The organism is Streptomyces taklimakanensis (assembly GCF_009709575.1).
Classification (GTDB): domain Bacteria; phylum Actinomycetota; class Actinomycetes; order Streptomycetales; family Streptomycetaceae; genus Streptomyces; species Streptomyces taklimakanensis.
Genome location: NZ_WIXO01000001.1, coordinates 5,766,256 through 5,790,362, shown reverse-complemented (window position 1 = coordinate 5,790,362; position 24,107 = coordinate 5,766,256). Strand labels below are relative to the sequence as shown.

General features: G+C 72.1%; 19 protein-coding genes. 12 read left to right on the top strand and 7 right to left on the bottom strand.

The annotated features are described in order from the left end of the window. Positions 1-195: 195 nt before the first annotated feature. Positions 196-4,362 (top strand): SpoIIE family protein phosphatase, encoded by a 4,167-nt coding sequence (locus F0L17_RS25380; RefSeq protein ID WP_162466685.1) that lies wholly within the window; start codon positions 196-198, stop codon positions 4,360-4,362. Beyond that, on the top strand, positions 4,362-4,655 hold the full coding sequence (locus tag F0L17_RS25375) for an STAS domain-containing protein (RefSeq protein WP_155072857.1): 294 nt from the start codon (positions 4,362-4,364) through the stop codon (positions 4,653-4,655). The genes F0L17_RS25380 and F0L17_RS25375 overlap by 1 nt, the downstream gene beginning before the upstream one ends. Positions 4,656-5,171: 516 nt before the next feature. Here F0L17_RS25375 and F0L17_RS25370 read toward each other — a convergent pair. After that, a complete protein-coding gene (locus F0L17_RS25370; RefSeq protein WP_338018218.1) occupies positions 5,172-6,107 on the bottom strand; it encodes an EamA family transporter in 936 nt (311 codons plus the stop codon). An 83-nt stretch (positions 6,108-6,190) separates the two neighbouring features. Between F0L17_RS25370 and F0L17_RS25365 the strand changes: the two genes are divergently transcribed. Next, a complete protein-coding gene (locus tag F0L17_RS25365) occupies positions 6,191-7,156 on the top strand; it encodes a LysR substrate-binding domain-containing protein (RefSeq protein ID WP_155072855.1) in 966 nt (321 codons plus the stop codon). An 89-nt stretch (positions 7,157-7,245) separates the two neighbouring features. On the opposite strand, the gene F0L17_RS25360 is transcribed toward F0L17_RS25365, so the two are convergent. Next, complete coding sequence (locus F0L17_RS25360; RefSeq protein WP_155072854.1) at positions 7,246-7,647, bottom strand: ArsR/SmtB family transcription factor; 402 nt, start codon at positions 7,645-7,647, stop codon at positions 7,246-7,248. A 94-nt stretch (positions 7,648-7,741) separates the two neighbouring features. On the opposite strand from F0L17_RS25360, the gene F0L17_RS25355 reads away from it, so the two are divergent. The 5 genes from F0L17_RS25355 (at position 7,742) to F0L17_RS25335 (ending at position 13,405) form a co-directional block, all read left to right on the top strand. After that, positions 7,742-9,712: a heavy metal translocating P-type ATPase gene (locus F0L17_RS25355; RefSeq protein WP_155072853.1), complete on the top strand. Its 1,971-nt coding sequence runs from the start codon at positions 7,742-7,744 to the stop codon at positions 9,710-9,712. Between the two features lie 163 nt (positions 9,713-9,875). Then, a complete protein-coding gene (locus tag F0L17_RS25350) occupies positions 9,876-10,394 on the top strand; it encodes a hypothetical protein (protein ID WP_155072852.1) in 519 nt (172 codons plus the stop codon). 302 nt (positions 10,395-10,696) lie between these two features. Continuing rightward, positions 10,697-11,008 (top strand): hypothetical protein, encoded by a 312-nt coding sequence (locus tag F0L17_RS25345; protein ID WP_162466683.1) that lies wholly within the window; start codon positions 10,697-10,699, stop codon positions 11,006-11,008. Continuing rightward, positions 11,001-12,092, top strand: coding sequence for a polyprenyl synthetase family protein (locus F0L17_RS25340; RefSeq protein WP_155072851.1), 1,092 nt, complete (start codon positions 11,001-11,003; stop codon positions 12,090-12,092). The genes F0L17_RS25345 and F0L17_RS25340 overlap by 8 nt, the downstream gene beginning before the upstream one ends. Positions 12,093-12,241: 149 nt before the next feature. Continuing rightward, positions 12,242-13,405 carry an oxygenase MpaB family protein gene (locus tag F0L17_RS25335; RefSeq protein WP_155072850.1) on the top strand — a complete coding sequence of 388 codons (1,164 nt, stop codon included), beginning with the start codon at positions 12,242-12,244 and terminating at the stop codon, positions 13,403-13,405. A gap of 79 nt (positions 13,406-13,484) precedes the next feature. Here F0L17_RS25335 and F0L17_RS25330 read toward each other — a convergent pair whose 3' ends face one another. Both F0L17_RS25330 and F0L17_RS25325 read right to left on the bottom strand, forming a co-directional pair. Continuing rightward, on the bottom strand, positions 13,485-14,948 hold the full coding sequence (locus F0L17_RS25330) for a glyceraldehyde-3-phosphate dehydrogenase (RefSeq protein WP_162466682.1): 1,464 nt from the start codon (positions 14,946-14,948) through the stop codon (positions 13,485-13,487). A 139-nt stretch (positions 14,949-15,087) separates the two neighbouring features. Beyond that, positions 15,088-15,990 (bottom strand): TIGR03619 family F420-dependent LLM class oxidoreductase, encoded by a 903-nt coding sequence (locus F0L17_RS25325; protein ID WP_155072849.1) that lies wholly within the window; start codon positions 15,988-15,990, stop codon positions 15,088-15,090. Positions 15,991-16,335: 345 nt separating this feature from the next. Here F0L17_RS25325 and F0L17_RS25320 point away from each other — a divergent pair, with 345 nt between their 5' ends. Both F0L17_RS25320 and F0L17_RS25315 read left to right on the top strand, forming a co-directional pair. Further along, positions 16,336-17,652, top strand: a complete 1,317-nt coding sequence (locus F0L17_RS25320; RefSeq protein ID WP_162466681.1) for a phytase — start codon at positions 16,336-16,338, stop codon at positions 17,650-17,652. A 209-nt stretch (positions 17,653-17,861) separates the two neighbouring features. Further along, positions 17,862-18,716, top strand: coding sequence for an SCO6745 family protein (locus F0L17_RS25315; protein ID WP_162466680.1), 855 nt, complete (start codon positions 17,862-17,864; stop codon positions 18,714-18,716). A gap of 131 nt (positions 18,717-18,847) precedes the next feature. Here the strand turns inward: F0L17_RS25315 and F0L17_RS25310 are convergent, their stop codons facing one another. Together F0L17_RS25310 and F0L17_RS25305 are read right to left on the bottom strand one after the other, a co-directional pair. Next, on the bottom strand, positions 18,848-19,852 hold the full coding sequence (locus F0L17_RS25310; protein WP_162466679.1) for a MerR family transcriptional regulator: 1,005 nt from the start codon (positions 19,850-19,852) through the stop codon (positions 18,848-18,850). 6 nt (positions 19,853-19,858) lie between these two features. Next, positions 19,859-20,530, bottom strand: coding sequence for a HEAT repeat domain-containing protein (locus F0L17_RS25305; protein WP_155072847.1), 672 nt, complete (start codon positions 20,528-20,530; stop codon positions 19,859-19,861). Between the two features lie 449 nt (positions 20,531-20,979). On the opposite strand from F0L17_RS25305, the gene F0L17_RS25300 reads away from it, so the two are divergent. Together F0L17_RS25300 and F0L17_RS25295 are read left to right on the top strand one after the other, a co-directional pair. Then, the gene (locus F0L17_RS25300; protein WP_155072846.1) at positions 20,980-21,501 is read left to right on the top strand and encodes a DUF4396 domain-containing protein; all 522 of its coding nucleotides are present in this window, start codon (positions 20,980-20,982) and stop codon (positions 21,499-21,501) included. 110 nt (positions 21,502-21,611) lie between these two features. Next, positions 21,612-22,640: a DUF4232 domain-containing protein gene (locus F0L17_RS25295; RefSeq protein WP_155072845.1), complete on the top strand. Its 1,029-nt coding sequence runs from the start codon at positions 21,612-21,614 to the stop codon at positions 22,638-22,640. Positions 22,641-22,943: 303 nt separating this feature from the next. Here F0L17_RS25295 and F0L17_RS25290 read toward each other — a convergent pair whose 3' ends face one another. Next, complete coding sequence (locus tag F0L17_RS25290; RefSeq protein WP_155072844.1) at positions 22,944-24,107, bottom strand: ferritin-like domain-containing protein; 1,164 nt, start codon at positions 24,105-24,107, stop codon at positions 22,944-22,946.

Below are 24,107 nucleotides of genomic sequence, written 5' to 3'. Positions count from 1 at the left end.
CGGTCCCAACCCGCGCGCCCGCTGGTGGGTGTGGCTGTCTTATCCTACGGATCACGTCACCGAACTCCGACGGGCGGCCGGGCTGGTGGGGGGCTCCCCGCGGCAGCCGGGGCGCGCCGCGGACCGGCTGCCACGGGCGTGGTCGGCGTGAGCGGTGGCCCCGTGGGTTGGTCGACGTGAACGGAAGGGTGTCGCGTGACACGTTCTGCAGACGGTGGGCACGAGCCGCCGGCGGCGGCCGGAACCGACGTGTTCGCCGTCGACGGCGAACACGTCGGTCGGGATCTCGCCGCGGTGGACTGGGCGGCGACCCCGCTGGGGCCGCCGGCCGATTGGCCGCAGAGCCTGCGGACGGCGGTGAGCATCCTGCTGTCGTCCCGGTTCCCGATGTGGATGGCGTGGGGTCCTCGTCTGACGTTCTTCTGCAACGCCGCCTACCGGCGGGACACCCTGGGTCGGAAGTACCCGTGGGCGTTGGGCCGGCCGGCGAGCGAGGTGTGGGCGGAGATCTGGGACGACATCGGCCCGCGGATCGACACCGTGCTGTCCACCGGGGAGGCGACCTGGGACGAGTCGCTGTTGCTCTTCCTGGAGCGGTCCGGATACCCGGAGGAGACCTACCACACGTTCTCCTACAGTCCCCTGCGGGACGACGCCGGCGAGGTGGTCGGCATGTTGTGCGTGGTCACCGAGGACACCGAGCGGGCCATCGGCGAGCGGCGGATGGCCACGCTGCGGGACCTGGGTTCCGACCTCAGTGTGGTCCGCACCGAACAGGAGATGCTGGCCTTCGCCGGTCGGCAGCTCGACCGTAACCCGCGGGACCTCCCGTTCACCCTGACCTACCTGTTCCAGGACGACGGTCGCGCGCGGTTGGCCGGTGCGACCGGGATCCCCACCGGGCATCCGGCCGCCCCGGCGGAGGTCCCGGTCGAGGATCCCGGCGGGGTGTGGCCCACGGCCGCCCTGGCCCGGGGGGAGACCTCGCTGGTGACGTTCGACGGGCCGCCGTTCGTCGACCTGCCGTGCGGGGCCTGGCCGGAGCCGCCCGTGCAGGCGTTGGCGGTGCCGCTGCTGCAACAGGGCAGCACGCCCTACGGGTTCCTGGTGGCCGCGCTGAACCGGTACCGGCCGCTGGACGACAACTACCGCGGGTTCGTCGAGCTGACCGCCCGGCACGTCGCCGCGGGCGTCGCGAGTGCCCGCAGCTACCAGGCCCAACAGCAGCGGGCCGAGGAACTGGCCGAGCTGGACCGCGCCAAGACCGCCTTCTTCTCCAACATCAGCCACGAGTTCCGCACCCCGCTCACACTGATCATGGGGCCGTTGGAGGAGTTGCGCGGCCGGTTGTCCGAGGCGGACGAGCGGACGCGGGAGGAGCTGGAGGCCATCCACCGCAACGGACTGCGGTTGAGCAAGCTGGTCAACACGCTGCTCGATTTCTCCCGCATCGAGGCCGGACGGATGCGGGCGAGCTACGAGCCGGTCGATCTGGCCGCCGTCACCGCCGAGCTGGCCAGTGTCTTCCGCTCCGCCATCGACAGGGCCGGGCTGTCCTTCGAGGTGGACTGCCCTCCGCTGCCCGCCCCCGTCCACCTCGACCGCGCCATGTGGGAGAAGGTGATGCTCAACCTGCTCAGCAACGCGTTGAAGTTCACCTTCGACGGATCGATCGGCGTCGTCGTGCGCGCCGAGGGATCCCACGCGGTGGTCACGGTCGCCGACACCGGCGTCGGCGTGCCGGCGACGGAGATGCCCAGGCTGTTCGAGCGGTTCCACCGCATCGAGAACACCCGCTCGCGCTCGAACGAGGGCAGCGGCATCGGTCTGGCCCTGGTCAAGGAACTCGTCGGGCTGCACGGCGGGACGATCACCGCCGACAGCACCGAGGGCGAGGGCACCCGTTTCACCATCCGTCTGCCGTTCGGCTCCGGCCACCTCCCCGCCGACGCCGTCGTGTCGTCCCCGGGGGCCCGCGACGCCACCTCCTCCGCCGACCCGTATGTGCAGGAGGCCCTGCGCTGGCTGCCCGCGGACGACACCGGCGCGCTCGCCGCGGAGGCCACGGCACCGCCCTCGAGGTCCCCCGCCGACCACGTCCCGGCGCGCGTGCTGGTCGCCGACGACAACGCCGACATGCGGGACTACCTCGCCCGGCTGCTGCGCGACGCCGGCTATCACGTCAGCACCGTCAGCGACGGTCGGGAGGCCCTGGACGTCATCCGCGCGGACGAGCCGGATCTGGTCGTCAGCGATGTGATGATGCCCCGCCTGGACGGTCTGGCCCTGGTGGCGGAGCTGCGCGGGGACGCGCGCACGGCGTCCGTGCCCGTTCTGCTGTTGTCCGCCCGCGCCGGCCAGGAGGCCTCCATCGAGGGCCTGCGGGCCGGCGCCGACGACTACCTGGTCAAGCCGTTCGCCGCCGCGGAGCTACTGGCCCGGGTACGGGCCAACGTGGAGCTGGCGCGGCTGCGCAACCACCACGCCCGCTGGCGCACCGCGCTGGTGAACTCGCTGCAGGAGGCGTTCTTCGTCTGCGACGAGGACGGCGCCGTCATCGAGATCAACACCGCCTTCGCGGACATCCTCGGCTACGGTCCCGAGGGCCTGCCCTACCAGCCGGTCCACCCGTGGTGGCCGGACGCCGACACCGACTCCGACGCCCATCGGCAGGTCGCCGAGGCCTTCGCCCAACTGCTCGACAACCCGCAGGGCAGCTACACCATCCCCGTCACCCACCGCGACGGGCACCGGTTGTGGGTCACCGCCACCTTCAATCGGGCCCAGGACCCCGACACCGGGCGTCGCGTGACCGTCGGCACCTTCCGCGACGTCACCGCCGAGCACCACGCCATCCAGCGCGAGAGCGCCCTGGCGGCGCTGAGTCTGCGGCTGTCGGAGGCGACGAGCCTGCACGGGGCCCTGACCGCCGCCCTCGGCGAGTTGAAGGGCCTGTGGGGCGCCCGGAGCGTCCTGGCCGCGGTCTTCGACCACGGTGACGAACCCTCCCTGATCGCCGACGACACGGAGCCGGGCCGGCAGGACCTGTCGGCCGACCGCCGCGAGGCGCTCACCGCCCTGCACGGGCAGCCCCCGCTCACCCCGGTCGTCGGCCGCACCGGCGCGGGCATCACCGTCGAACACCCCCACGGTCCGATGGCGCTCTGGATCGAGCTGGGGGACAACCGGCCCTTCTCCGACGAGGACCAACTACTGCTGTCCCTGCTGGCCGGACACCTCGCCCAGGGAATGGCCCGCGTCCACCAGATCGACCAGCAGCGCGAAACCGCCATAGCGCTGCAGCGCGCCATACTCGGCCCCTCCCACCTGCCCGACGGCTTCGCCGTCCGCTACGAGCCCGCCACCCGTCCCCTGGAGGTCGGCGGCGACTGGTACGACATCATCGCCCTGCCCGACGGGCGCATCGGCATAGTCGTCGGGGACTGCGTCGGCCGCGGTCTGGAAGCGGCCAGCGTGATGGGACAACTGCGCAGCGCCTGCCGGGCCCTGCTGCTGCAGAACACCGGCCCCGCCCGGACCCTCATGGCCCTGGACCGCTTCGCCGCCGGCGTTCCCGGTGCGATGTGCACCACCGTCTTCTGCGGCGTCCTCGACCCCGAGACCGGACACCTGACCTATTCCAGCGCGGGACACCCGCCGGGCATCCTCACCCACCCCGACGGCACCACCCGGCTGCTCGAGGACGGACGTTCCATCCCCCTGGCCGTCCGCCCCGACAGGCCCCGGCCGGAGGGCGAGTGCACCATGCCCGCGCGCGCCACCCTGATGCTGTACACCGACGGGCTCGTGGAGCGGCGTCGCCGCCCGCTGAGCGCGGGCATCGACCAGGCCAGCGAAGCCGTCCAGGAAGGCCGGAACACCGCCGTCGACGACCTCGCCACCCAGGTCATGACCCGTCTGGCTCCCGTCGACGGCTACGACGACGACGTGGCTCTGCTGCTGTACCGCCACCCCGCCCCGCTGGAGATGGCCTTCCCCGCCGAGTCGTCCCAACTCGCGCCCGTCCGCAGAACCCTGCGGGGGTGGCTCGACCAGTGCGACCTACCGCCCCACACCGTGCAGAACATCCTGGTCGCCGCGGGCGAGGCGTGTGCCAACGCCATCGAGCACGGGCACGGGCACCGCCACACCCCCGGCGACACCGTCCGCCTGCGCGCCGAAGCTCTCGTCGACAATCTGCGCCTCACCGTTGCCGACAGCGGTCGTTGGAAGCCCCCCCGGCCGGAGGCCAACCCCCACCGAGGCCGCGGCGTGGCTCTCATGCGAGCCATGATGCAGCAGGTCACCATCGACTCCGGCCCGACTGGCACCACCGTCGAGATGCAGACAAGGATCGCCTGATGACCACCCCCCTCACGCTCACCCCCGGTCGCCGCGCGGACGGGACCGCGCTGCTCACGGTCGTCGGCGAAATCGACATGAGCAACACCGACGCCCTCGCCGGCGCCTTGGAAGACATACCGGGGCCCCTCGTCGTCGACCTCACCGCCGTCGAGTACCTCGACAGCGCGGGTCTGAGCGTCTTCTTCCGGCACGCCGACCGGATCGAACTCATCGCCCCTCCCCTGCTGACTCCCGTTCTGACCGTTTCCGGTCTCGCCGACATCGCCACCGTCCGCGGGCCGGACGAGTGAGTCGGGTCTCGTGCGGCCGGCTCGCGAGGTCGGGGCCCTCCGCCGGGCCGCCCGGGGGGACACCGGGGTGGAAGTCGGCGACACGCCCGAGCTCGCCACGCATGGGGTCGCCGGGCTCGACGCACACCGTGTGCGCGAAGGACGGGGCGATGTGCCCTGTCGTCCCGCGGTGTGGAGTACGCCCCCGGCCGGCGATCGTCAGCGGACGATGGTGTCGGGGCCGAGGACCACGACCGGAAGGGCGTTGACCGACACGTCCGACCGGCAGGTGGGGGCGTCACCGGCCTCGACGGTCGCGCGGCCGGCGCGGCGGGGGGCTCGGCCGGGGCCGTGGCGGACAGGCCGAGCACCGCGGCCACCACCGCGGTGGTCGATACGGCAGCGTTCACCATACGCGGAAACATCACAGTCCTCTCGGAGAGCCGATCGGAACGTGTTTCCAGGCGAACGCCCAAAGCCCCGGGTGAGCCACCGGGGCGAGGCGAACGGACGAACCCGCTCCCCGCCGACCGTCCGTCACCCGGCGCCACCGGCCGGTGGACGGCGTCCTTTCCGGCCCCGTGCCTCCGCTCGTGCCGCGCCGATACCGGCGGTGACCACCAGGAGGGTGCCGACGAGGTGGAGGGCCGTGGGGATCTGGGCGATGAGGACCACACCGGCCAGGAGGCTCACGGCCGGCTCCAGACCGGCCAGTGTGCCGTAGGTGGTCTTGCCGATGCGCTGAAGGGCCGTCATCTCCAGCAGGAACGGCACCAGCGGCATGAGCAGGGCGATGCCCGCCGCCGCGGCGGCCGTCCGCCAGGTGAGGGCCTCCAGGGCGCCGGGGGCACCGACCGGTGCGGCGGTGAGGGAGGCGACGGTGAGCGAGACGGCCAGGGCGTGGGGGGCCGAGAAGCGGCTGCCGACGTGTGAGGTGCCGACCACGTAGAGGGCCCAGCACGCCGCCGAGCCGAGCCCGAACAGGACACCAGCCGAGTTCGCGGTGCCGCTCCAGGGCGAGGTGAGCAGCAGGACTCCTGCCGCGGCCAGCCCCAGCCAGGCCAGTTCCCGGCACCGCCGGGAGGCGACGACGGCGACGACCAGCGGGCCGAGGAACTCCAGGGCGGTGGCGGTTCCCAGGGGCAGCCGCGCGGCGGCTTCGGAGAAGAGCAGCATCATGCCCGCGCTGACCGACCCGAGCAGGACGGTGGCCAGCAGGTCGCCCCGCGGCGCCGCTCGCACCACCGGCCACAGCGACCGCCCGGTGAAGGCCAGCAGGAGAGCGGCGGCGAAGGTCAGACGCAGCCAGGTGGTGCCGGTCGGGCCGAGGGAGGAGAACAGTTCGGTCGCCAGTGCGCTGCCGGTGTGCAGGACGACCATGGCCGCCAGGACGAGCGCCGTCCCCGGCACGCGGCGGGGTGTGGTGGGCGATGCGGCGACATGGGGCTCGGTAGGGGCGGTGGTGGCGTTCACCGGGCCATTGGAACGCCATCCGTTTGCTTCTGTCCACGAACCGATCGTGGACATACCGTCCACTGATGGTGGACGATGGCGACATGGCGGCAGACGACGCGGGACAGCTCCCGAACCTGGGCCGGCTCAGACTGCTGGTCGAGCTCGACCGCCTGGGCACCATGGCCGCGGTGGCCGCCGACACCGGCTACGGAACCTCCGCGGTCTCCAAACACCTGGCCGTGCTGGAACGGGAGGTCGGCGTACGGCTGCTGACTCCGGTGGGCCGTCAGGTCCAACTGACGCCGGCGGGCAAACGCCTGGTGGAGCACGCCGTGGGCATCCTCGCGGCGGTGGAGGAGGCCCGGGCGGAGCTGCGGGGCGGGAGCGAGCCCGCCGGACGCGTGCGGCTGGCGAGCTTCTTCAGCGCCGTCGAGCCGATGGTGCTGCCCGCCCTGACCCGGCTGCGGGAGTCGCACCCGCGCGTCGAGGTGGAGGTGCTCGAACACGAGCCGGAGCACACGGTGGACCTGCTGCGCTCCGGTGACGTCGACCTGGGCGTGGCGTACGACTACAGCCTGGTGCCGCGCGCCGTACCACCGGAGCTGGACGCCAGGCGCCTGGGAGAGGAACCCCTGTACCTCGCCGTGCCCGTACACCGTGCCGGCGTCGACCGGCGACCGGTCGGCGTGTCCGAACTGGCCGACTACGCCGCCACCGGCTGGATCGGCAACTCACGTGGCACCGACGACGACGAACTGGTGCAACGGGTCTGCGCGCTCGCCGGTTTCACCCCCCGCATCGTTCACCGCGTGGACAGCCTCCATCTGGTCAACAGCCTGGTCGGAGCGGGGATGGGGGTGGCGCTGCTGGCCGAGGCCGGTACCGAGGAAGGTCGCACGGACGTCACCTTCCGTCCCCTGGACCCGCTGGTCGGAACCCGCCGCGGCTTCCTGCTCGCGCGCACCGGCCAGTGGTCGTGGCCCCCCATCGCCGCCTTCGCGTCGGCCCTCACCGAGAACCGTCACCGGCTCGCGGCACGGGCCGCCCCGCCCACCGGCCCGCGCTGAGGCGCGCGGCGGAAGGTGCCGCCTCGGGTGCTCCGGGGCGCGGGTGCGGCGGGCCGCCCGTTCCGGTGCGGCCGCCGGTGCGGCCCGGTTCAGGAAGGCACGACCGGGCCGGTGGGCGCGGCCGCTTCCACGGGAGCGTCGGTGATGCCCAGCCGCAGGTGCTCGACGTGGTGGAGGGCCTGGTCGAGCAGTTCGGCGACGTGGTTGTCGTGGAGCGCGTAGACCACGGACCGCCCCCGGCGGTCGCCCGTGACCAGGCCCAGCGTCCGCAGGACGCGGAGCTGGTGGGAGCAGGCGGACTGTTCCATGCCGACGGCGGCGGCCAGTTCGGTGACCGCGCACGGCCCCTCTCGCAGCCGGGCCAGGATCAGCAACCGGGAGGGGGTGGCGAGGGCCTGGAGGGTTTCCGCGACCTTCGGCGCGTTCTGGGGAGTCAGCCGGGTGCGCGGGGGGGCGCTGTCGTTCTCGGGGGGTTTCGCTCCGTGGCCCATGACGCCATCCTACGGAAACAAAAACATGAATGAATGTTCAGTGATTCATGTAACGTGAGAGGGTCAGAGACCGCTCTCACCGAAGGCCTCCGTCATGACCTCCACGTTGACCGCCCCCGCACCACCTGCCGGACGGACGGATCCCACCGCGCCACGGCGACGTACCCGGATCCTGGCCCTCCCCGAAGCCCGTTGGGCGCTCGCGGCCCTGGTGCTGTTCCTGATCGCCCTGCCGCTCGACCTGCTCGGCGCTCCCGCGTGGGCCTGGGGGCCGCTGTACGCCGCCGTCTACGCCACCGGCGGCTGGGAGCCGGGCTGGGAAGGGTGCAAGGCCCTGAGGGACAAGACCCTGGACGTGGACCTGCTGATGGTCGTCGCCGCGCTCGGTGCCGCCGCCATCGGTCAGGTGCTCGACGGGGCCCTGCTGATCGTCATCTTCGCCACCTCCGGCGCCCTGGAGGCCATCGCCACCGCGCGCACGGCGGACTCGGTGCGCGGCCTGCTCGACCTCGCGCCCCCCACCGCGACCCGGCTGTCGCCCGACGGGGACGAGACGACCGTCGCCGCCGAGGAGCTGACGGTGGGGGACGTGATCCTGGTCCGCCCCGGCGAGCGGATCGGTGCCGACGGCCGGGTCCTGGCCGGCGAGAGCGAGGTGGACCAGGCCACCATCACCGGTGAGCCGCTGCCGGTGGCCAAACAGGCCGAGGACGAGGTGTTCGCCGGCACCGTGAACGGCACCGGCGCCCTACGGGTGCGCGTGGAGCGGGACCCGTCGGACTCGGTGATCGCCCGGATCGTGCGGATGGTCGAGGAGGCCTCCGAGACGAAGGCCCCCACACAACTGTTCATCGAGAAGATCGAACAGCGCTACTCGGTCGGCATGGTGATCGCCACCGTGGCGGTCTTCGCGATCCCGCTCGCCCTCGGTGACGAGCTGCGGTCAGCGCTGCTGCGCGCGATGACCTTCATGATCGTGGCCTCCCCGTGCGCGGTGGTGCTGTCCACGATGCCGCCGCTGCTGTCGGCCATCGCCAACGCCGGGCGCCACGGAGTGCTGGCCAAGTCCGCCGTCGTCATGGAGCGCCTCGGGCAGGTCGACACGGTCGCGTTGGACAAGACCGGCACCCTCACCGAGGGCACCCCCCACCTGACCGACCTGCGGCCGCTGGCCGGCGCCGGCCTGACCGACGAGGCGCTGCTGGCCCTGGCGGCCGCGGCCGAACACCCCAGCGAGCACCCGCTGGCCCGCGCCATCGTGGGCGCCGCCCGGGAGCGCCGCCTGACCCTGGCCGACGCGGTCGACTTCGCCTCCGTCCCCGGCCAGGGCGTGCGGGCCACCGTCGACGGCCACACGGTCCACGTGGGCTCCCCGGCCCGGCTTCTGCCCGCCGCCGCCGTCGCCGCGCACGCCGTGGTACGGGAACTGGAGGAGGCCGGGCGCACCGCGATGCTGGTGTTGCGCGACGGGTCCCCGGTCGGCGTACTGGGGGTCGCCGACCGGTTGCGGCCGGACGCCGCCGCCACGGTCGCCGCGCTCACCGAGCTGACCGGTCGCCCTCCGGTGCTCCTGACCGGCGACAACGAACGTGCCGCCGAACGTCTGGCCGCCGAGGTCGGCATCACCGACGTCCACGCCGGGCTGCTGCCCCAGGACAAGGTCGCCGCCGTCCGCGGGTGGGAGCGACAGGGTCGGAACGTGCTCGTGGTCGGCGACGGCGTCAACGACGCTCCCGCCCTGGCCGCCGCGCACTGCGGCGTCGCCATGGGGCGGGCCGGCTCCGACCTCGCGCTGGAGACCGCCGACGCCGTCGTGGTCCGCGACGAACTCGCCACCATCCCCTCCGTCGTGCGGCTGTCCCGGACGGCCCGGCGCCTGGTGATCCAGAACCTCGTCATCGCCGGGGTGTTCATCACCGTGCTGGTGGCCTGGGACCTCATCGGCACCCTGCCGTTGCCGATCGGCGTCGCCGGGCACGAGGGCTCCACCGTCGTCGTCGGCCTCAACGGCCTGCGTCTGCTGCGGGAAACCGCCTGGCGGAAACCCCCGGGGGACGCCGGGTGAGGGACGCCTCCGTCCCCACGGAACCACGCGGCGGGTCCGCGAACCCGGGCGGCGGATACCTCGAACCTCTGTTATGCCTTAAATGTAGAAAACCTACGCAAAGGGACTGGAGGTCGGTGTGCCGGAACGCAACACGCTCGCCCGTAGCCTGCACGATCTGGGAATGGGCGCATGGTTCGGTGGCTCCCTGATGGGCGCCGTGGGATTGAACGGCGTTGCCCGCGAGTGGGAGGACAGCAAGACCGGAGACAGGATCGCAAGCATCGGATGGGCGAAGTGGACGCCGGTCAACGGCGTCGCCATCGCCGCTCACCTCGCCGGCGCCGTGGCCATGCTGGCGTCCAATTTCCACCGGGTGGAGCACCAGCGGGGGGTGGGAGCCACCTCGGCCGTCAAGACCCTCCTCACCGGTGCCGCCCTGGCGGCCACCGCCTACGGCCGCGTCCTGGGCAAGAAGCTCGAGATGGCCACCTCGACCGAGCCGGGAACGGACACGGCGGCCGAACACCACCCGGTCTCCGTCGAGGACGCCGAACGGCAACTGCGCTGGACCCAGTGGAGCATCCCCGTCCTGACGGGTGCGCTGACCGTCGTCAGCGCCCTCGCCGGCGAGCAGCAGAAACCGACCCAGCAGAAGATGGGCATGCTGCGCAAGGCCGCCGCGCGCCTGGACATGGACTGAGCCCGGTTCGCCCACCGCACAGGGTGACGCACGGTGCCCCGACCGTACCGGTCGGGGCACCGTGCGTCACCCTGTGCGGTTCGGAGAAGTGGTGGGCCGGGCGTCACGGGCCGCCCCGATATCCGGCGATCATCATACGAACACCAGTCCAGTCGTTCATCCGATCGGTTGTCCGCCCCTTACCCCGCACCGGTCTCGGTCACGCTGTCGACGGGACGGCCGGACGGGGACCCATCGGGTCCGGCCCGGTGGCGCGGTGACCGACGCCGCCACCGGTACCGCAACACAGGGAGGGGTGCGCGGTGACGCGAGGAACGGGACGGGAACACGGTCCGGGTGGGCACGACGCGGTACTGCTGGCCGTGGGACTCGCGGACTGGGCCCTGGACGGCCTGACCACCGCCTTGGAGGGCCTGCGCGGTCTGCTCGGTCGGGCGGACCTGGCCGACTTGGCCCGGAAGGGGGAACAGGACCTCAGGGCCCGCGGGCGTCTGGCCCTGGACCGTCTGGCCACCGTTCCGCCGGCCCATGTGGAGACCCTGGCCCGGCACGCGGCCGCCCGGCACGCTCGCCGTGACGAACGCGACGAACGCGATGAGCACGGCGATGCCTGACGGCGGTGTGCGGAGCGGCATTCCGGTCGGCGGCCCCCTCGACGCCGGTGTGCGGTCCGCCCTGAAGACACGCGTCGACGCGGCGCTGCGCGACTTCGTCGAGGAGGAGCTGGACGCGCTGTTGGCCGTCGACGCCGACCTGACACCGGTCGCCGAGCAACTGCGCGTCGCCACCGCGCACGGCAAGCGGCTGCGGGCGGCGTTCTGCTACTGGGGGTGGCGCGCGTCCGGACAGTCCGACAGCGACGCGCCGATCCGTGCCGCGGCCTCGATGGAGCCGGTCCACGCCGCGGCCGTCGTCCACGACGATCTGATCGACGGCAGCCCGCTGCGGCACGGCCTGCCCACCGCCCACGTCGCCCTGCGCGCCGCCGTGTCCGGTCGCACGCGGTCGGAGGCCGCGCGATCCCTGGCCGTGTTGGTGGGCGACCTGCTGATGTCGTGGGCCGGGCAACTGTTCGCCACCTGTGGCCTCCCCGGCGCCTACCTGTCGCGTGCGCGACCGCTGTGGGCGGTGCCGGCCCGGGAGTTGATCGCCGGGGAGTGCCTGGAGATCCTGCACACCGGCGCCACGCCGGACACGGCCGCCTCGCTGAAGGTGATCCGCTACAAGACCGCCAAGTACACCGTCGAACAGCCCCTCCTCATCGGCGGTGCCCTGGCCGGCGCCGCACCGGGGGTGCGGGAGGTGTTCACCGCCTACGGGCTCCCGGTGGGCAAGGCGTTCCAACTCCGGGACGATCTGTTGGGCCTGTTCGGCGACCCGGACCGCACCGGCAAGGCCAACACCGACGACATCGTCGCCCACCGCCCCACCGCCGTCCTGGCCGAGACCTGGCGCGAGGCGACACCGGACGAGCGCGAGGACCTGAAACGCTTGATGGGCCGTCGCCGCCTCGACGAGGACGGGCTCGAACGGGTGCGTCGGATCATGCGCCGGACCGGAGCCCCGGACCGCGTCGAGCACATGATCAGCCGGCGGGTGGAGGCCGCCGACGACGCCGTGGGGCGGGCCCGGCTGCCCTCCGACGCCGCCCGCGCCCTGGCCGACCTCGCGGCCACCGCCGTCTTCCGTCACCACTGACCACCGCCCGGCCACCGCCCGGCCACCGACCGACCGCCACACGTCGGGGACAGGAGCCGCGAGGCCGGTTCCCGACGCGTCGGCGTCCGCGTCCGGCCACGGCGGTCGCCGTCTCGAAGTCCCGCCCCCACCACGTGAGGAGAGCCTCCATGACCTACACCGATGCGTCGATGGACGCGCTGCGACCGATCGGCGACGAGTTGGCCGACGCGACCGTGGCGGCCCTGTTCGAACGCGGGGAGGTGGGAAAGTTCAACACCCTCATGCGGTACGTCTCCACCACCGGCCAGGAGCTGCCCGAGGGGTTGCCCGACGTCGCGCGGGAGTACCTGCACGTCACCAGCGCCCCACCGTCCTGGGTGGACTGGGACGAGATGGAGAGGGCTCGGCTGTTCTTCATCGACAACAACGTGCACATCTCCACCGCCCTGTCCTTCGCTTCCATGCCGGTCTCCTACGCCCTGCCGCACGTGGCCAGGCTGCTGTCGGCGACACATGCGTTGAAGTACCCCTCCAAGCGGATGGCCGAGACCGGGCAGTTCACCGTCTACCTCATGCAGCCCGACGCCTTCGAGGCCGGCAGCCGCTTCGTCCCCGCCGCGCAGAAGGTCCGCCTGCTGCACGCCTCCATCCGCCACCACCTGAAGCGGGAGGACCGCTGGGACACCGCGTCCCTGGGCACACCGATCTGTCAGGAGGACATGATCGGCGGGCAGATGGTCTTCTCCCTGCTGGTGTTGGACTCCCTGCACCGCCTCGGCGTCCACATGTCCACCGAGGGCGCCGAGGCGTACTTCTACGCCTGGCGGGTGGTCGGCGCGATGCTCGGTGTCGACCAGGGCGCCGTGCCCAAGGACCTCGACTCCGCCCGCCGCTTCCTGGACCTGTACATGGTCCGCCACATGGGCCCGTCCGAAGAGGGCGTCCACCTGACCCGGCAACTGATCGACCTGTACGAGGAAGTCGTCCCCGGAACCTTCTTCGATCCGATCGTCTCCGCCCTGATCCGGCATCTGATCGGCGACACCTGCGCCGACTGGCTCAACGTGCCCCGCTCCCCCTGGGACACCGTCGCCAAGGCCGCCCCCGTCCTGCTGGGCGTGCTGGAGACCGTCGAGGACCGCTCGCCGCTGGGTGCCTGGGCCCTGGACCGGCTCGGACACCTCGTCACGCTCCTGGAACTGTCCTCCCTCACCCGCGGCCGGGTGATGCACTACGCCATCCCCGAACAGCTCAAGAAGGACTACGGGGTGTCCACCACCGTCCCCCGCACCCGCCGCTGGACCCCGCCCGCTCCCACCGTCACCCCTTGAGCCGGGTTGCCCCACGGCTGCCGGAGGACGGCCGCCCGGAAGCCGGCCGGGGCACCGGGCCGGGGGCGGCCCGCCGGGGTCAGGCCGCCGGGGCCGGGTAGGTCGGGTACTCCACTCCGGAGACGTACTGGACGACGCGGACGACCTGGCAGGAGTAGCCGAACTCGTTGTCGTACCAGAGGTACAGGATCGCGTTGTCGCCCTCGACCTTGGTGGCACCGGCGTCGACGATCGAGGCGTGGCGGGAGCCGATGAAGTCGCTCGAGACCGCGTCGGGGGCGCTGATGAAGTCGATCTGGCGCTTGAGCGGCGAGGTCAACGACACGTTGCGGAGGTGGTCGAGGACCTCCTCACGGGAGGTCTCACGCGCGAGCTGCAGGTTGAGGATCGCGATCGAGACGTCCGGTACCGGAACACGGATCGAGCTGCCGGTGATCCTCGCCTTGAGGTCGGGCAGCGCCTTGGCGACGGCGGAGGCGGCACCGGTCTCGGTGATGACCATGTTGAGCGGCGCCGAACGGCCACGGCGGTCGGACTTGTGGTAGTTGTCCAGCAGGTTCTGGTCGTTGGTGAACGAGTGGACGGTCTCCACGTGGCCACGCAGAACACCGTACTCGTCCGCCATCGCCTTCAACGGCGGGACGATCGCGTTGGTGGTGCAGGAGGCGCAGGACAGGATCCGCTCGTCCGGCTTGATCGTCTCGTGGTTGACGCCGTGGACGATGTTGGGGACGTCGCCCTTGCCCGGGGCGGTCAGGACCACCTTGTCGATGCCGGGACGGAGGTGCTTCGACAGGCCCTCGCGGTCGCGCCACTTGCCGGTGTTGTCGATGAGGATGGCGTCCTTGATGCCGTACGCCGTGTAGTCCACGGACGTCGGGTCGTCGGAGTGGATCACCGTGATCTCGTTGCCGTTGGCGATGATCCTGTTGTTCGCCTCGTCGACGGTGATCGTGCCCTGGAACTGACCGTGGATGGAGTCGCGGCGCAGCAACGAGGCGCGCTTGACGATGTCCTTGGCGCCCTCGGCGTCCTTGGTCGCGTCCCCGCGGACGACGATGGCGCGCAGTCGCAGGCCGTTGCCGGAGCCGGCCTTCTCGATGAGCAGACGGGCGAGGAGACGGCCGATGCGGCCGAACCCGTAGAGGACGACGTCGCGCGGTTCGCGGCGCTCGATCCGGTCGGGGCCCGTGGCGCCGGCGACGGCCTCGGCGGTGAACTCCCTCACCGTCAGCCCCCGGTCGTCGGCCTTGTACGTCGCGGCCAACATGCCGATGTCGATCTGGGAAGGCCCCAGGTCGAGGGTGGTGAGGGCCTGCAGGAACGGCAGGGTCTCGGTGACCGAGAGCTCCTCCCCGGCGATCTGCCGGGCGAATCGGTGGGTCTTGAGGATGCTGACCACCGACTTGTTCACCAGGGATCGGCTGTGCAACAGGACCGTGACGTCCCTCTCCCGGTGCAGCCTCCCGATGATCGGGATCATCGACTCCGCGATCTCCTCGCGGTTCTTCCAGTTGGTGAACGAGTCCACGGTGGTAGTCACAGGTTCATCTTTCGAGCTAGGCGGTGCTCATATGATAACCACCCGATTCTTCGATCACTCACACGGCCCGCCCGAGCGGACGGCGCGGCCGGCCACCCCGGCACCCCCGTCCCTCGGGCGGGCCGTTTCCGGGACGCCGTCAGCCCCGAGCCACCAGGCCGGTCAACTCCAGCGCCCACTCGACGGCCCCGTCGACGGTCTCGACGGCGTACATCGTGTCCACCATGACGTGGTCGATGCCGGTGCGCTCGTGGATGGTCCGGACGGCGGCGGCGACCCGGTCGGGTGAGGCACCGGCGTCGACGTTGACGCGCAGGACGGTGTCGATGGCGGACGGGTCGCGGCCCGCCTCCCGGGCCCGGCGATCGATGAACGCGCGCTGTGCCACGAGTTCGTCGGTGTCCACCCGGCTGGGCACGGCGCACAACGGCAGCCATCCGTCCCCGCGCTCGGCGATCCGGCGCAGCGCCCGTTCGGACCGGCCCCCCAGGTAGAACGGCGGGCGCGGGCGCCGGCCGGGCTTGAGCGGAGCGTGGTGCGAGGGGATCGACAGGATCTCGCCGTGGTACTCGGCCGGGTCGGTGGTCCAGATCGCCTCCAGCGCGTCCAACAGCTCGTCCATCCGGGCGCCGCGCGTGGTGAAGTCCTGCCCCGCGGCCTCGTACTCCTCGGGCGACCAACCGACACCGAAGCCGGGCAGCAGCCGACCGCCGCTGATCAGGTCGATGCTGGTCAGCGAACGGGCGAGCGGAACGGGCGGGTAGAGCGGCGCGACGAGTACGTGGCAGCCGAGCAGCACGCGTTCGGTGGCGCTCGCGGCGATGCCGAGCAGCACGAACGGGTCGGCGGCCGGGTTCAGTTCGGCCGGAACGGTCGTGCCCTGACCGCCGTAGCCGACCCGGGGGCGCACGGCCGCCAGGTTGCGGTCCCCCACCCAGAGGCCGGCGGCCCCGGCCCGCTCGACCTCCCGCGCGAACTCCGCGGTCCGTGCGATGCCGTACGCCTGTCGATGGAACTGGGGCAGAGCGAAACCGATCCTCATCCATGGCCTCCGTCGAGCACAGCGGGGTGGACGGGCTCCTCCGGCGCGAACGGCGGCCCCGCCGCCCGCGTGTCACCCGTCCCGTCCCCCCTTGTGTACCGGCGTCGCCGCGTGTTCAACCACGGCTCGGCGGACCGCGCCCCCTCCCCCGCCGCCCCGTCGTTGAACGGTCGGTGCCGTACGGGCCCTGTCCCGGACGGTGACGCGGGCGCCTCGGCCGCCCCGATCCTCCGCACCGTGCGTCCACGACGCGGCCACGTCCGGTTCGGCGGGACGACACCACCCTGCCGCCCCGCCGCTCCAGGCTGCTGCGGAGGTCCTCGTTCCCGACCGGAGGAGACGTTCGTGACCGTACGCCGATCAGGGTGGCCGGCTTCCCTGTTACTGTGCGCGGCCCTCGTCGCGTCCGCCGTGCCCGCTCACGCGGATGACGCCCGCCCGTCCCCCGAAGGCTTCGGCCTGCCCTCCGTCACTCCCCGAGCCGAGACCGCGGCGCTCTTCGACGACGAGCGGGGCGGCCACGCGGACGCCGACGATCCCGCGATCTGGCGCGACGACACCTCCCCGGGGCGGAGCCTGGTCGTCGCCACCGCGAAGGAGGGCGGGTTGCGCGTCTACGACCTCGCCGCCCGCCGGATCCAGTCGGTCCCCGCGCCCCCGCCCCCCGCCTCCGGGGACGCCCCGGGCCGCTTCAACAACGTCGATCTCCTCCACGGGGTCCGCCTGCCGAACGGGCGGGCCGACCTCGCCGTCGTCAGCGACCGCGGCCACGACCGGCTGCGGTTCTACCGCATCGACCGCGACCGTCCCGGCGGCCCCCTGGTCGACGTCACCGACCCCGCGGCGGCTCCGATCTTCTCCGTCGACCAGGAGGAGATCAACGAGGGGAGGACGGCCTACGGTCTGGCGACCTGGACCGACCGCTCCACGGGCCGTTCCTACGCGCTGGCCAGCCGGAACGACAGCACGGCCGTCGCCCTGCTGGAGGTCGTCGTCCGTCCTGGCGGCACGGTCGGCTACCGCGCGGTCCGCACTCTGGAGCTGCCCGCCTCGTTCCGGTTGCCCGACGGCACCTCCTGGACACCGTGCGGTGAGCCGGGCGAACTGCCGCAGGTGGAGGGCATGGTGGTCGATCCGGCCAATGGCATGCTCTACGCCGGGCAGGAGGACGTGGGAATCTGGCGCGTGCGCTCCGACCTCACCGGCGCCCCCGTGCTGATCGACCGGGTCCGCGAGTACGGCGTCCCCGCCGCGTACGACGAGGAGAGCGACGAGTGCCTGCCCTCCGGCGCCGATCCCGGCTTCGGCGGCGAGCACCTGTCGGCCGACGTCGAGGGGCTGACGCTGTTGACGGAGCCCGACGGCGACGGATACGTGCTGGCCTCCAGCCAGGGCGACGATTCCTTCGCCCTCTACGACCGTGAACTGGGCGACGACAACGAGTACGAGGGCGGCTTCCGCGTCACGGCCGCCTCGCGGAGGCTCGACGGGTCCGAGGAGTGCGACGGCGCCGCCGTGCTGAACGCACCTCTGGGAGCCGCGTACCCGAACGGCCTGCTCGTGGTGCAGGACGGCCACGAGACGCCGGTGGAGGACGGCCGCGAGGCGACCGACTTCACGTTCGTCGATCTCGGCGAGGTCCTGGACGCGATCGACGACTGAATCCCGGCCGGGCTCCGGGGCTCCCCCGCGGCGGGTGGGCCCCGCGAGGGCCGGCGGGTGTCCCGGTGGCCGACGGCGGGACCGTCGCGTCGAGATCGGCGGTCCCCTCGCCATCCGACTCCCGGGTTTCCCGACCGCCCCGCCACGGGCAGCACAAGGGGGGTGAACCGGGCGGTCGAGGCCCGGTGGGACGGTGGGGAGGCGGAGGCGTGGAGGACGCGGAGCGGTCGGCCCGCACGCTGTGGACGCTGATCGAACCGGTGCACGCGGTGACCTACTTCGCGCCGCAGGCCCGGGCCGCCTTCGAGGAGGCGGGACTGCGCGGTTTCTGGCGGGGTTACTTCGCCGGACGTGCCGCGCCGTTGGGGGAGGTCGGCCCGGGGCCGGTCACGGCCGCGTTCTTCGGCTTCGCACCGGCCATGGTCGCGCGGGCGGTGCCCGACGTCTGGTCGATGGCGACGCCCCGACGCGTCCTGGAGGCCCGGCGGGTCGGAGCCGGCGCGGCTTTGGAGCACCTGCTGTCCGGATACGACCGCCAGGTGGAGCGGGCCGCCGCCGTCCTGATGCCCGTGGCCGAGGGGGCGGACTGTGCCGGGCGGGTGTTGGCCGCCGCCAACCAGGCCCTCCCCGTTCCCCAAAGCGCCGTCGACCGCCTGTGGCATGCGACGACCGTCCTGCGCGAACACCGCGGGGACGGCCATGTCGCGGCGTTGGTCGCGATGGGGATGGACGGCTGTGAGTCCCTGGTCCTGCGGGCGGGCATCGACCTGCCGCGCACCGAACTCCAGCCCTACCGGGGGTGGAGCGACGACCGGTGGCAGGCCGCCCGGGACCGGTTGGCCGCTCGTGGTTGGCTGGCGCCCGACGGAACGGCGACGTCAGAGGGGCGCCGGGCGCACCGCGCGCTGGAGGAGGCGACCGATCGGGCCGCCGCGCGCCCCTGGCAGGCCCTCGGTCCCGCCACCACGGACCGGCTGCGTGGGCTGCTCACCCCACTGGCTCGTGCGTGCGCCGCCGCGTTGCGGTTTCCCAATCCGATCGGGCTCCCGACCCCGACCGGGTGAGGGGCCGCGCGGTCCGTCGCCCCCGGGCGGGCGGAGGCCCGGACAGGACGGTGGTCTCCCTCCACCGGGGCGATCGCGGCGGAGTCGCCGGAGCGAGCCGGTACCCACCCGCGGCGCCCGGGGAGGGTCCGTCATCGGGCGTCGCGTATCCCGAGGACGTAGGTCGCGGTGAGCGCGACGGCGCGGTCTTCGTCGTGTGACAGATCGGTGAGGGCACGTGCCGCTGTGATTCCCGGGATGTCCGCGAGCGCCTGTGCCAGCCGTCGGCGCACGGACGGTCCGACGGTGCCGTGGGCGAGGCGGTCGACGAGCCCGGTGGCGATCCGGTCCGCCAACGCCGGATCACTCGCCAACGCGCTGAGGGCGTCGGCCGCGTCGGCGTCGTTCGCCTCCTCGACGATCATGTCGATGAGCGTCGGGACCGCATCGGCTGCTCCGCGTACTCCGAGCGCCAGAGCCGCATGCCTGCGGACCACGGTGTCGGAGGTCGCCAGGGCATCCCGCAGCAGGGTGGTCGCCGCACCGTCCGGAAACTCGGCGATGGACAGGACGGCACGTTTCCGCACCTCGGCCACCGGTGAGCCGAGGCCCTCCGCCAACAGCGCCAATCCGTCGTCACCCGATTGCGCCAGAGCCCATCGGAGGGCTCCGGCGACGTTCGGGTCCGTCTCGTTCAGCACTGCCTCGACCAGTGCTTCCACCGGCACCAAAACCTCCTCGGCCGAGGACAGGGCCGCGCGCTGGCGTCTCCCGGCGCTCTTCGATCCCAGGGCTTGGAGGAGCGCGACGACCTGGAGGACGTCTTTCCAGTCGGCGGGTTCCGCGGCACCGATCCGACGAAGCCGTGTGAGCAGTTCCGTCTCACCCGCGATGCGTTCCCGCGTCCGGCGGGCGAGGTCATCGACGACCTCCGAGGGGTCGAAGCCGGGGTCGTCGAGCGCGCGCCGGACTTCACGCAGCGACAGCCCCAGTGACCGCAGGCTCTCGATGTGGAGGATCCGCCGGATGTCCTCGCCGGAGTACTCCCGATAGCCGGCGTCGGTACGGCCCGTCGGCCGCACCAGGCCGAGCGAGTCGTAGTGCCTGAGCATACGGGCGCTGACCCCGGACCGTCGTGCCACATCACCGATCAACACCGTCCGTCACCCCTCCCGACCGGCCGTGCCGAGGGCCACGGCGCGCTTCGCCTCCTCGATCGCGAACTCGAATCCGGCATCCGGGTTGTGCGACAGCCGCTCCGTGGCGAGCGCGTGCCGGCGCACCCGAGGGTCGGGATCCGTCATCGCGGCGCGCAGGAGCGGTGTGATCACCTCACCACCGAGCGCGATCAGAGCCCGGCTGAGACTCAACCGCGTCGCACGCTCGCCGCGTCCGAGCTGCGTCGCCAACGCTCCGGCCAACTCGGGCTCTTCGCCCTCGGGCACGAGTGCGACCGCTGCCCGCCAGGCGCTCCGTGCCACCTCGTCGTCGGCGTCGGTCAGAAGCGCCCGTGTGATCGCCGGCCACGCTCGCCGGTCCCCGATCTTGGACAGTGTGTGCAGCGCCTGACTTCGTGCCTGCGCGGCCTCCGAACGGAGCTCGTCGACGAGCTTCGGCACCGTCGTCGACGGCGAGTGGCGGGTGAGTGCCCATGTGAGCGCTTCGCGCACGTGGAACTCGGGCTCGATCGCGCATCGGTCGACGAGCTTGTCGACGAACCGCGGTTCGGGGGCCGTGCCGACCGCCAGGGCCGTCCGCAACCGCACCGACGGGTTGCCGTCCTCCAGCCCCTGGAGCGTTCGCCTCGCGTCCGTGTCATTCGTCGGCATGGTCATCGGGACCACCTCCTTGGCCACAGTGAAGACCTTGTCACCGTGTCAGGGTCAAGCGGAGCCATTCCGCAAGATCACCGGGAACCCCCTGGCGACCGCGTTCGGTGTTCGTCGAGCCGGACGAGGCGTGCGCGGCGCATAAGGCACCTCCACGGGAGCGCCGACGTCACGCGAGGTCACGCGTCGCGAGCGGTGACACCGGCACTCGGCCGTCGGCTTCCTCACCGTCGACATCGACCGTGTCCGAGGCGCCCGGGGAACACGGGCCTGCGCATCCGTCGGAGGTTCCGCCGGCCCGGCCGGGCCGTGACCGGCTTCGGTGATCACCCGAGGCCGGCCACCGGTTCACCCGACGGCAACCGTGAACATATACCCCGCAGGGGTATATGATTCCGGAAGGGTGGTCACACGACGACCCACTCGCCGAACGAGACGGGAACGAGGTGACGACCATGGACCACAGCGGCACGCACCACGGCCACGGCCGGCACGGCGAGCACACCCGACAGGCGGGGTCCCGCCCGGAGCACGGAGCCGGCGGAGCGTCCTGGAGCACCGCGGCGAAGGCAACCCTGCACTGCCTGACCGGCTGCGTCATCGGCGAGATCCTCGGCATGGCCATCGGCACCGCCCTCCGGTGGGGCAATGTGCCCACCATGGCCCTGGCGATCACGTTGGCCTTTGTCTTCGGCTACTCCTTCACCCTGTTCGCCGTCCGCCGAGCCGGCCTGGGCCTCGCCTCCGCGATCAGGGCGGCGTTGGCCGCCGACACCGTCTCCATCACCGTGATGGAACTGGTCGACAACGGCATCATCGCCCTCACCCCCGGTGCGATGGACGCCCACCTGGACGAGGGACTGTTCTGGGCCGCGCTACTGGGCGGATTCGCCGTCGCCTTCCTGGTCACCACCCCGGTGAACAAGTGGATGATCGGTCGCGGCAAGGGACACGCCGTCGTCCACGCCTACCACTGAGCTCCACCGAGCCGTCCCGAGCGCGAAGCCGCCCACATGTGACACGCCTGTGACCGGAAGTATGGCTTCCATCACGGTCCGAATCAGTCTGCTCCTGATCGACTCGGCGCATGCGCAGCATCCCCCTCGCCCTGCCCGCCGTCCTCGCCGGTGCCCTGCTGCTCACGGCGTGCGGATCACAGAAGGTCGTCCCGGGGAACGACGGCTCGACGCGGGCACGGGCGTCCGGCTCCCCGGGCCCTCCCGCCGATCCCTCCTGTGGACCCCGCCCCTCCGAGGAGTCGACCACCTCCGGCGCCCCGCCCCTGTTCGGAGACTCCCCCGCCCCGGAGGAGGACGGCATCAGGATCATCGATTCGAGCGGTGACACCCGCGGCTGTGTCACGTTCCAGGTCACCAACCACGAGGCCGAACCCTTCACCTACACGATCACCTTCTCGTTCCTGTCGGACTCCGGTGAGGCGCTGACGCGCACCGAGCGGACCGTGCTGTCCGTCGGGGCCCGCCAGACCGCGGAACACACCGTCTCCACGGACGGACTCCCCCCGGACGTGCCTGACACGGCACGCGTGCGGATCACCGAGGTGAGGACGGTCCCCACCGACGAGACGTTCCCCGAAGGGGGCCCCTGCCCACCCTCGGGAACACGCGTGTACACCGATGACGGTGACGCGGCCATGGGGCTCCGCGTCGTGGGCCTCCACCTGGAGAACTGCGGAACCCGCGCCATCCGACTCGATGGTTATCCGCGGGTACAGCCCCTCGACGAGGACCATGACCCCGTCACCACCGTGAGGGTCCTTCACGGCGGCAGCACCATCGCCACCGGCACCGGAATCGACGGCCCGCCCCGGCCGCTGGTCCTGGAGCCCGGCGAGCGCGCCCGCGCCGGACTGGTCTGGCGCAACACCGTCGAAGCCGGTGTCGGGGACCCCGTGGACGCCCCCTACGCGAGGGTGTGGGCGAAGCCCGGCGCCGCCCCGATGACGGTGACTCCCGAGTTCGATCTGGGCACGACGGGGAAGCTCGGCGTCGGCCCCTGGGAGAAGGACGGGACCAGCAGGTCGGCCACCGGCGGCGCGTCCGGCGGGTGGCCTCCCCGGCCGTCGTCCGGATCCACCGCCCCCGCCCGGCCGTGAGGGGCTCGGGGCCCCGCCCTTCGAGCCCGCACCGACCATTGGGCGTCCGGGCTCGAAGGACGTGCCCGGTGGTGTCGACGGCCTACTCGACGGTCTCGATCCCCACGGTATGCGCCGTGGATTCGGATGCGTGCCGATCGGGATGCCGCCCCAAGCCGGCTTGGGGCCAAGGCTCCTCTCACCCACGAGTCGCCGCACCGGCACAGGGTGGAAGAACTCCGTGCCCCACGCCGGGGCGGTCCGGCACGGGCGTCACGGGAGCCGGCGCGCTCGTGAGGAGGACACCGCGGAGGAACGCACACGTCATCCGGCCGGCGGGAGGGAGGCGTCGTCGCCGTCCACGGACCGATCCGGGATGCGGTCCTCAGCGCCGAGGGTGATCATCTCGGCGACCTCCCCGGCCCGTTCCCGTTCCTCGATGGCGAATCGCTCGGCGTCCAGTCGTTCGGCGACTTCCTCGTCCTGACGCATCAGCCGGTCCAGGTCGGTCTCACCGGCGCCCTGGTCGCACAGGTCGGCGAACGCCTCCTGCACCTCGGGACTCCACAGCCCGATGTCCTTGAGGCACGGGGCGATCCGGGAGAACAGCACGCGGCGGAAGAGCCTCAGATGGCCGCTTGCCTCGACGATCCTGGCCGCCGCCGTGCGAGGCACCCCGAAGTTCTCCAACACCTCCGTGCCGCGCAGCCGGTCGCGCATCAGATGGCACCCCTCGATCACGAACTCCTCCCGCTCGGCCAACTCGGCCGAGCCCAGCTGTCGGTAGTGATCCCGCAGCGCCATCCGGCCGAAGGCCACGTGCCGGGCCTCGTCCTGCATCACGTACGCGAGCAGTCGGCGTGGCAGAGGCTTGGTGGTGGTGTCCCGCAACGCCCCGAAGGCGGCCAGCGCCAACCCCTCGATCAGCACCTGCATGCCCAGGTACGGCATGTCCCAGCGGGAGTCACGCAGGGTGTCGTCCAGCAGCGAACGCAGACTGTCGTTGATCGGGTAACTCATGGAGAGCTTCTCGGACAGGAAACGGGAGAAAATCTCGACGTGTCGAGCCTCGTCCATGGTCTGGGTCGCGGCGTAGAACTTGGCGTCCAGATCGGGTGCGCTCTGCACGATCCGGGCCGAACAGATCATCGCGCCCTGCTCCCCGTGCAGGAACTGGCTGAACTGCCAGGCGGCGTGGTGCGCTCGAAGCTCCCGCCGGTCGGCCGGCCCGAGTCGGTCCCAGTACGGGGTGCCGTGCAGCGGCAGTGCCTCGTCCGGGGTGCCGAGCGGATCGGCCGGGTCCACCTCCAGGCTCCAGTCGATGCGGCGTACGGCGTCCCACTGCCGGTCCTTGCCGCGCTGGTACAGCGCGAGCAGACGCTCACGCCCGCCGTCGTACTCCCAGGTGAAGTCGGTGGTCCCCCCGGTGGGCACCGCCCACCGGTTCGGCTCGGGCTCGGGCACGGGCCGGGGCGGGTGCGTCTCCAT